Origin of the sequence: Streptomyces sp. Alt3, from assembly GCF_030719215.1 — a bacterium.
Lineage (GTDB): Bacteria > Actinomycetota > Actinomycetes > Streptomycetales > Streptomycetaceae > Streptomyces > Streptomyces glycanivorans.
The window spans coordinates 1-9,039 of record NZ_CP120985.1 but is presented as its reverse complement, the minus strand read 5'-3'; the positions used below and the strand labels follow the sequence as shown (position 1 = coordinate 9,039).

Here is a 9,039-nt window from a genome sequence, read left to right as displayed (position 1 = left end):
GAACGGGAACATGAACGTGAAAATAAGAAGAAAATAAGTAGACATCGAGGATATGACATGGAGCGCTAGAAGACATTCAAAAAGGTAAATAAAAACTTAGGGAAACTTTATTTGACAATCTTTTGGGAGATTATGTGTGATAAAATTAAAAAACGAGCCATGTTGGAGCATGGCTCGTTTTAAAGGGTATTTCAGCGAAAATACCTAAACTCGTTTGCGTAAATAGATTATCATAATTTGATTGATAATCAAATAGAAAGTTTAGGTATTTACGTTGGTGCTCGTAATATGAGAGGAGCAACAACACATGACAAAAAAGGTTATTAACTTTGGACAAGCTGAAAAAAATGCTATAAAACGTGATTTAGAGATTGAACAGAGGTATTTTGAAGAAGAACATAATGGAATAGATCAAGAAACAGTAGATGAAGCATTAAAAGTTTTGAGTAAAGCGACTGGTGGTAAAGAGATTTACATAGGCACGAAGAAATCTCCACAATCAAAAGTGAAGCTGTCCCAATTCCTGCAAAAAAATTGGGAGTTTTTACGAAAAGAAAAATATCTTACCAGTGAAGAAAAGATTTTTTTAACTGATATTCAATCAAATATTAGTATGCATTCAAATGCTATTGTAGATGACATAATGAAAAAACCGGCAAATGCTTTGACAATTCAAGGTTTAGCCGATTGTTTAAATACATCTAGAACAAAAGTTAGTAGAGTGGTAAATGCTTTGATTAAAAAAGGTATTTTTGCTAAAGCTGTTTCCGGAGATGCCTGTGATATTAAACAAGCTAAAGATTATGTATTATTTATTAACCCAAATATCATATATGTTGGAGATAAAGATGATGTAAAAGAACATCTAGTTTTAATGTTTAAAAAACAAATGAAGGATAATTCAATACTTAAAAAATTACCTCAAAAATTGTTTTAAAAAGGAGTCTTTAAAGACTCCTTTTTTTTGTTTTTGTGATTATTAACCGTATCATTTTTAATACGGTACCGTATTAAAAATGATACGGTGCTAAATCTCTCAAACCACTGATATATCAACCTTTTTTAAACATTTAATAGTTCTTATACTCTCACTCTCTATTTAAGAGGCTAAAAGTTCCGCAAGGAACAGGTAGTATTTTTGAATAAAAGGCATTCAAAAATCTCCACCTTTTTCACTACGTTTCTTCCTTGCGGAACTTTTTTCGGCTGGTTTTTAGCTTTCGCCAAGCCGAACAGACCAAAAACGGGGTTAAGTTGCTCGACTTGGATCAGCAATTGTACCAGCCGAATCGCCAGTTCTTCCGCCCAGGGTAGGATTCTTTTTTCAGACAAATCAACGCTATGTGGGGTTTCGCCCCCACACGGCGAGCCAGCACTCACACCCAAAAACAAGGGGGACACACAAAAAAAAGGTTGAATCCCTGGTGAAAGGGATTCAACCTTTTTTTATACATATTCAATAAGGAGTGTGTCTCCTTTACACTATGTATATGTGTTTGAAAATATTTTAGTTAAGGAAATTTTTTTTATTTCGATTACAGTTTATCACAATACATTAAAAAAAATAAGTCACTTAAAAAAGTGACTTATTCTAAGGGTATTTTGACAAAAAATGTACAAAGCTAAGTTTAGATTACCATATTAAAATACTTGCTCCCAATGAAAAGTATGGATGTATGTGTTTATTGATGTCAGGAATTCGCAAGAATCCCTACAAGTAACCCTTAAATGTCCATGTTTTTTCCTACAAAGGATTGTTTTTAAAGATTTGCAAATTGCATCGTTCATAATAGATCCTTTCAGAAGTTTTGTTGGAATTACCAGTTGGGTGGTTGCACCTTATCAACGTATGCAGGGTACAAATTTATGTATATACCCAAATAAGCCCTTTTTCTGATCTTTAAAATAAAATTATTACTTTGGAACATCATAAGGTTAGATAAAATAAAAGATTTAGGTGGAGATAAATCATGTTTTTTTTTAATAAATACAATGTAATTTTATTCAGTTGCTTATTTGGTTTGATTTCCCCTCTAACAACTTTTGCTAAAAGGGGTTTGTGTAGTAACGGAACAGAAACGGCAATAACCTATATTTTCACTTCAATATAGCTAACAATAAAGTTTTTTTATCCAAAAAATAAATATCTTACTGATTAAAAGTTTAATATTTATTAAATTTATCAAAAACGGTTGTTATTGTTAATTTGATTAGGATAATAGTTTTGATAACGTAGTATTAACGTATCAAAGCTTTATTTAGCACAGATTTTATCATTATCAAAAACCTTGATTTTTGATAATGATAAAATCTTATTGCCGTTCTTGTTCCATTACTACACAGACCCCTAAAACAGAAATGAATACTGAGCAACGCCTTTTTATAAGTTTTGAAAATAAAGTTACTGATTTGGTTATTACTAGCATGGAATTATTAAATAATCTGAATAAAATGAATGGTGAACTAAGTGAGGAGGAACTATATAATTTAACATTAAATGTGGGTAATGTGGGTGAGGAATTTGCAACACGTTCTAAGATTTTGACTCAAATTAAGGTACCAGAAAAATTACCTGATGATGTACAATCTTCTTTAGAGGTAGTCAAAAGAGATTTATCAATTGGATTTACAGAATTAGAAGAAAGCATGCTTTGTTTTGCTAAATATCTTGCAGGTCGTGATTCAATCTCTTACAACGAATATATTCAAAAAAGGATACTGGTCTTCGTTATATAGATGGTGGATTAACCTCATTGTCCACGGTATCCCTAAAGTTAAACATACCGGCATCTAGGCTAAGTCTTATAAAAGAAATCTGGAAAAAGATTAAAGGTAAGTGTCAACGGTAAGCGGACTGAAATGGATCAGCGTTTTGTGCTGATCCATGAAAGGAGCATTAAGGAGTGGACACGTGCAGCTGATTTTTCATCCTCTTGGCAGTTCCTCAAAACGATTCGTTTTGGGGGTGCCAACCGGCGAGGAAGCCCCTCAAGGATTGAGGGGTTGGGGAGTTCGATTGATGGGGTCAAGGGGAAGGGTTCCCCTTGTGGGGTGTGGGGCAAAGCCCCTGGTATTTATCACGCTACGGCGTGATTTGGCGAAGCCAACAAGGTCTCGCAGAGCCCACACCAAATGTAATTTGGTATAGTGGGCTATACCAAAACTTTGGATTCGCTCTCTCGATATGTTATGATAGTCTCAAAAGTAGTCCTCTTACGGAAGACAATTGTGAGGGAAAAACATGAACAAGTTCGCAATCATTCACATGCAGAAATTTCAAATTTCTGATGTGCAAGGAATTCAAAAACATAATCAAAGACAAGGTAAAAGTAAATCAAATTTAGACATCGATTATTCAAAAAGTGAACAGAATTATGATTTGTTAAATCAACAAAAAATCAGATATGAAAGCACAATTAAACAAAAGATCAGTGAGCGAGTCAAACGAAAGCCACGGGCGAATTCGGTTGTACTTTCTGAATTTGTCGTAACAGCCTCGCCTGACTACATGCATTCATTAAGTTTAGAGGAACAAAAACGTTATTTTGAGAGTTCACTAGCGTTTATTCAAAAGCGTTATGGGAAACAAAATACGTTGTATGCGATGGTTCATATGGATGAAGCGACACCACATATGCATATTGGTGTGATGCCAATTACAGAAGACAATCGTTTGTCAGCGAAAGATATGTTTACGAGAAAAGAATTAACATCCTTACAACAGGACTTTCCATTGGAAATGCGGGAAAAAGGTTTTGATGTAGAACGGGGAGAAGGTTCAGAGAAAAAACATTTATCGCCTCAAGCCTTTAAGGAAAAACAAGATTTACAAGTAGAAGTGGAACAGTTATCCAATGTAAAAACGCATTTAAAAACAAAAGTAGCGGAAACTCATAATCAATTACAACAAACCACAAATTACATCGAAAAACAGAATGAAACGTTACAAAAAATTCAGCAACAATTTTTGAGTTTAGATAAAAAAATAAAAGAAAAGAAACAGGAATTTGAAATGTTTCGAAACCAAATTCCAGATAAGCCAGTGTCAATGTCTTATTTGCGAGAAGAAACAAAAACAGAAGTCACAACAAAACTGTTTGGAAAGCCAGAAATCACAGAGAAAAAAACAGGAAACATTGTGGTTACACGTGAGCAATGGAGAGATATGAAAGAAAAGGTTGATGCAGCGGTGATTGTTAAAAAAGACTATGAGCGTTTACAGAAGACGGATCTGGTAAAAGAGAATCATAGCTTGAGAGAAAATAATAAATACTTAGAAGAAACAATTGAGGGGAATCATCTTGCTTTAAAACATTCTTATAAACAAAATCGGGAATTAGAAGAAGCGAATAAGGAATTACATACTGAAATAGGCTCTTTAAAAGCCCATATAAGGGATTTACAGGCAAACATAAAGGTTTTATATCAACAGACGAAAAAGGTCTTTAAAGAGCAATTTAAGGCTTTTAGAGGACTTGTTAAGAATGAACTCGTTGGGAGAGAGGTAGAAAATCATTTTGAACGGGAACATGAACGTGAAAATAAGAAGAAAATAAGTAGACATCGAGGATATGACATGGAGCGCTAGAAGACATTCAAAAAGGTAAATAAAAACTTAGGGAAACTTTATTTGACAATCTTTTGGGAGATTATGTGTGATAAAATTAAAAAACGAGCCATGTTGGAGCATGGCTCGTTTTAAAGGGTATTTCAGCGAAAATACCTAAACTCGTTTGCGTAAATAGATTATCATAATTTGATTGATAATCAAATAGAAAGTTTAGGTATTTACGTTGGTGCTCGTAATATGAGAGGAGCAACAACACATGACAAAAAAGGTTATTAACTTTGGACAAGCTGAAAAAAATGCTATAAAACGTGATTTAGAGATTGAACAGAGGTATTTTGAAGAAGAACATAATGGAATAGATCAAGAAACAGTAGATGAAGCATTAAAAGTTTTGAGTAAAGCGACTGGTGGTAAAGAGATTTACATAGGCACGAAGAAATCTCCACAATCAAAAGTGAGGTTTGCCCAATTCCTGCAAAAAAATTGGGAGTTTTTACGAAAAGAAAAATATCTTACCAGTGAAGAAAAGATTTTTTTAACTGATATTCAATCAAATATTAGTATGCATTCAAATGCTATTGTAGATGACATAATGAAAAAACCGGCAAATGCTTTGACAATTCAAGGTTTAGCCGATTGTTTAAATACATCTAGAACAAAAGTTAGTAGAGTGGTAAATGCTTTGATTAAAAAAGGTATTTTTGCTAAAGCTGTTTCCGGAGATGCCTGTGATATTAAACAAGCTAAAGATTATGTATTATTTATTAACCCAAATATCATATATGTTGGAGATAAAGATGATGTAAAAGAACATCTAGTTTTAATGTTTAAAAAACAAATGAAGGATAATTCAATACTTAAAAAATTACCTCAAAAATTGTTTTAAAAAGGAGTCTTTAAAGACTCCTTTTTTTTGTTTTTGTGATTATTAACCGTATCATTTTTAATACGGTACCGTATTAAAAATGATACGGTGCTAAATCTCTCAAACCACTGATATATCAACCTTTTTTAAACATTTAATAGTTCTTATACTCTCACTCTCTATTTAAGAGGCTAAAAGTTCCGCAAGGAACAGGTAGTATTTTTGAATAAAAGGCATTCAAAAATCTCCACCTTTTTCACTACGTTTCTTCCTTGCGGAACTTTTTTCGGCTGGTTTTTAGCTTTCGCCAAGCCGAACAGACCAAAAACGGGGTTAAGTTGCTCGACTTGGATCAGCAATTGTACCAGCCGAATCGCCAGTTCTTCCGCCCAGGGTAGGATTCTTTTTTCAGACAAATCAACGCTATGTGGGGTTTCGCCCCCACACGGCGAGCCAGCACTCACACCCAAAAACAAGGGGGACACACAAAAAAAAGGTTGAATCCCTGGTGAAAGGGATTCAACCTTTTTTTATACATATTCAATAAGGAGTGTGTCTCCTTTACACTATGTATATGTGTTTGAAAATATTTTAGTTAAGGAAATTTTTTTTATTTCGATTACAGTTTATCACAATACATTAAAAAAAATAAGTCACTTAAAAAAGTGACTTATTCTAAGGGTATTTTGACAAAAAATGTACAAAGCTAAGTTTAGATTACCATATTAAAATACTTGCTCCCAATGAAAAGTATGGATGTATGTGTTTATTGATGTCAGGAATTCGCAAGAATCCCTACAAGTAACCCTTAAATGTCCATGTTTTTTCCTACAAAGGATTGTTTTTAAAGATTTGCAAATTGCATCGTTCATAATAGATCCTTTCAGAAGTTTTGTTGGAATTACCAGTTGGGTGGTTGCACCTTATCAACGTATGCAGGGTACAAATTTATGTATATACCCAAATAAGCCCTTTTTCTGATCTTTAAAATAAAATTATTACTTTGGAACATCATAAGGTTAGATAAAATAAAAGATTTAGGTGGAGATAAATCATGTTTTTTTTTAATAAATACAATGTAATTTTATTCAGTTGCTTATTTGGTTTGATTTCCCCTCTAACAACTTTTGCTAAAAGGGGTTTGTGTAGTAACGGAACAGAAACGGCAATAACCTATATTTTCACTTCAATATAGCTAACAATAAAGTTTTTTTATCCAAAAAATAAATATCTTACTGATTAAAAGTTTAATATTTATTAAATTTATCAAAAACGGTTGTTATTGTTAATTTGATTAGGATAATAGTTTTGATAACGTAGTATTAACGTATCAAAGCTTTATTTAGCACAGATTTTATCATTATCAAAAACCTTGATTTTTGATAATGATAAAATCTTATTGCCGTTCTTGTTCCATTACTACACAGACCCCTAAAACAGAAATGAATACTGAGCAACGCCTTTTTATAAGTTTTGAAAATAAAGTTACTGATTTGGTTATTACTAGCATGGAATTATTAAATAATCTGAATAAAATGAATGGTGAACTAAGTGAGGAGGAACTATATAATTTAACATTAAATGTGGGTAATGTGGGTGAGGAATTTGCAACACGTTCTAAGATTTTGACTCAAATTAAGGTACCAGAAAAATTACCTGATGATGTACAATCTTCTTTAGAGGTAGTCAAAAGAGATTTATCAATTGGATTTACAGAATTAGAAGAAAGCATGCTTTGTTTTGCTAAATATCTTGCAGGTCGTGATTCAATCTCTTACAACGAATATATTCAAAAAAGGATACTGGTCTTCGTTATATAGATGGTGGATTAACCTCATTGTCCACGGTATCCCTAAAGTTAAACATACCGGCATCTAGGCTAAGTCTTATAAAAGAAATCTGGAAAAAGATTAAAGGTAAGTGTCAACGGTAAGCGGACTGAAATGGATCAGCGTTTTGTGCTGATCCATGAAAGGAGCATTAAGGAGTGGACACGTGCAGCTGATTTTTCATCCTCTTGGCAGTTCCTCAAAACGATTCGTTTTGGGGGTGCCAACCGGCGAGGAAGCCCCTCAAGGATTGAGGGGTTGGGGAGTTCGATTGATGGGGTCAAGGGGAAGGGTTCCCCTTGTGGGGTGTGGGGCAAAGCCCCTGGTATTTATCACGCTACGGCGTGATTTGGCGAAGCCAACAAGGTCTCGCAGAGCCCACACCAAATGTAATTTGGTATAGTGGGCTATACCAAAACTTTGGATTCGCTCTCTCGATATGTTATGATAGTCTCAAAAGTAGTCCTCTTACGGAAGACAATTGTGAGGGAAAAACATGAACAAGTTCGCAATCATTCACATGCAGAAATTTCAAATTTCTGATGTGCAAGGAATTCAAAAACATAATCAAAGACAAGGTAAAAGTAAATCAAATTTAGACATCGATTATTCAAAAAGTGAACAGAATTATGATTTGTTAAATCAACAAAAAATCAGATATGAAAGCACAATTAAACAAAAGATCAGTGAGCGAGTCAAACGAAAGCCACGGGCGAATTCGGTTGTACTTTCTGAATTTGTCGTAACAGCCTCGCCTGACTACATGCATTCATTAAGTTTAGAGGAACAAAAACGTTATTTTGAGAGTTCACTAGCGTTTATTCAAAAGCGTTATGGGAAACAAAATACGTTGTATGCGATGGTTCATATGGATGAAGCGACACCACATATGCATATTGGTGTGATGCCAATTACAGAAGACAATCGTTTGTCAGCGAAAGATATGTTTACGAGAAAAGAATTAACATCCTTACAACAGGACTTTCCATTGGAAATGCGGGAAAAAGGTTTTGATGTAGAACGGGGAGAAGGTTCAGAGAAAAAACATTTATCGCCTCAAGCCTTTAAGGAAAAACAAGATTTACAAGTAGAAGTGGAACAGTTATCCAATGTAAAAACGCATTTAAAAACAAAAGTAGCGGAAACTCATAATCAATTACAACAAACCACAAATTACATCGAAAAACAGAATGAAACGTTACAAAAAATTCAGCAACAATTTTTGAGTTTAGATAAAAAAATAAAAGAAAAGAAACAGGAATTTGAAATGTTTCGAAACCAAATTCCAGATAAGCCAGTGTCAATGTCTTATTTGCGAGAAGAAACAAAAACAGAAGTCACAACAAAACTGTTTGGAAAGCCAGAAATCACAGAGAAAAAAACAGGAAACATTGTGGTTACACGTGAGCAATGGAGAGATATGAAAGAAAAGGTTGATGCAGCGGTGATTGTTAAAAAAGACTATGAGCGTTTACAGAAGACGGATCTGGTAAAAGAGAATCATAGCTTGAGAGAAAATAATAAATACTTAGAAGAAACAATTGAGGGGAATCATCTTGCTTTAAAACATTCTTATAAACAAAATCGGGAATTCGAAGAAGACGAATAAGGAATTACATACTGAAATAGGCTCTTTAAAAGCCCATATAAGGGATTTACAGGCAAACATAAAGGTTTTATATCAACAGACGAAAAAGGTCTTTAAAGAGCAATTTAAGGCTTTTAGAGGACTTGTTAAGAATGAACTCGTTGGGAGAGAGGTAGAAAATCATTTT

8 protein-coding genes are annotated in these 9,039 nt (G+C 33.7%); 6 read left to right on the top strand and 2 right to left on the bottom strand.

Annotated elements, in window-relative coordinates:
• Positions 1–307: 307 nt before the first annotated feature.
• Positions 308–937 carry a MarR family transcriptional regulator gene (locus P8A20_RS38535; RefSeq protein ID WP_306105480.1) on the top strand — a complete coding sequence of 210 codons (630 nt, stop codon included), beginning with the start codon at positions 308–310 and terminating at the stop codon, positions 935–937.
• 170 nt (positions 938–1,107) lie between these two features.
• Here the strand turns inward: P8A20_RS38535 and P8A20_RS38530 are convergent, their stop codons facing one another.
• The gene (locus tag P8A20_RS38530; protein ID WP_270395337.1) at positions 1,108–1,380 is read right to left on the bottom strand and encodes a hypothetical protein; all 273 of its coding nucleotides are present in this window, start codon (positions 1,378–1,380) and stop codon (positions 1,108–1,110) included.
• A gap of 978 nt (positions 1,381–2,358) precedes the next feature.
• Here P8A20_RS38530 and P8A20_RS38525 point away from each other — a divergent pair.
• The 3 genes from P8A20_RS38525 (at position 2,359) to P8A20_RS38515 (ending at position 5,456) form a co-directional block, all read left to right on the top strand.
• Positions 2,359–2,736 carry a hypothetical protein gene (locus P8A20_RS38525; RefSeq protein WP_061680684.1) on the top strand — a complete coding sequence of 126 codons (378 nt, stop codon included), beginning with the start codon at positions 2,359–2,361 and terminating at the stop codon, positions 2,734–2,736.
• A 505-nt stretch (positions 2,737–3,241) separates the two neighbouring features.
• A complete protein-coding gene (mobV, locus tag P8A20_RS38520) occupies positions 3,242–4,588 on the top strand; it encodes a MobV family relaxase (RefSeq protein WP_061661321.1) in 1,347 nt (448 codons plus the stop codon).
• 238 nt (positions 4,589–4,826) lie between these two features.
• The gene (locus P8A20_RS38515) at positions 4,827–5,456 is read left to right on the top strand and encodes a hypothetical protein (RefSeq protein ID WP_061661320.1); all 630 of its coding nucleotides are present in this window, start codon (positions 4,827–4,829) and stop codon (positions 5,454–5,456) included.
• 170 nt (positions 5,457–5,626) lie between these two features.
• Here the strand turns inward: P8A20_RS38515 and P8A20_RS38510 are convergent, their stop codons facing one another.
• Entirely contained in the window at positions 5,627–5,899 is a 273-nt protein-coding gene (locus tag P8A20_RS38510; protein ID WP_270395337.1) for a hypothetical protein, read from the bottom strand.
• Positions 5,900–6,877: 978 nt separating this feature from the next.
• Between P8A20_RS38510 and P8A20_RS38505 the strand changes: the two genes are divergently transcribed.
• Together P8A20_RS38505 and mobV (P8A20_RS38500) are read left to right on the top strand one after the other, a co-directional pair.
• A complete protein-coding gene (locus P8A20_RS38505; RefSeq protein WP_061680684.1) occupies positions 6,878–7,255 on the top strand; it encodes a hypothetical protein in 378 nt (125 codons plus the stop codon).
• 505 nt (positions 7,256–7,760) lie between these two features.
• On the top strand, positions 7,761–8,873 hold the full coding sequence (gene mobV, locus P8A20_RS38500) for a MobV family relaxase (RefSeq protein ID WP_306105479.1): 1,113 nt from the start codon (positions 7,761–7,763) through the stop codon (positions 8,871–8,873).
• The last annotated feature ends 166 nt before the right edge of the window (positions 8,874–9,039 follow it).

Excerpts from the sequence above, each read along its gene's own strand:
- P8A20_RS38535 (WP_306105480.1), top strand. The coding sequence starts at position 308 with ATGACAAAAAAGGTTATTAACTTTGGACAAGCTGAAAAAAATGCTATA.
- P8A20_RS38525 (WP_061680684.1), top strand. The coding sequence starts at position 2,359 with ATGAATACTGAGCAACGCCTTTTTATAAGTTTTGAAAATAAAGTTACT.
- mobV (WP_061661321.1), top strand. The coding sequence starts at position 3,242 with ATGAACAAGTTCGCAATCATTCACATGCAGAAATTTCAAATTTCTGAT.
- P8A20_RS38515 (WP_061661320.1), top strand. The coding sequence starts at position 4,827 with ATGACAAAAAAGGTTATTAACTTTGGACAAGCTGAAAAAAATGCTATA.
- P8A20_RS38505 (WP_061680684.1), top strand. The coding sequence starts at position 6,878 with ATGAATACTGAGCAACGCCTTTTTATAAGTTTTGAAAATAAAGTTACT.
- mobV (WP_306105479.1), top strand. The coding sequence starts at position 7,761 with ATGAACAAGTTCGCAATCATTCACATGCAGAAATTTCAAATTTCTGAT.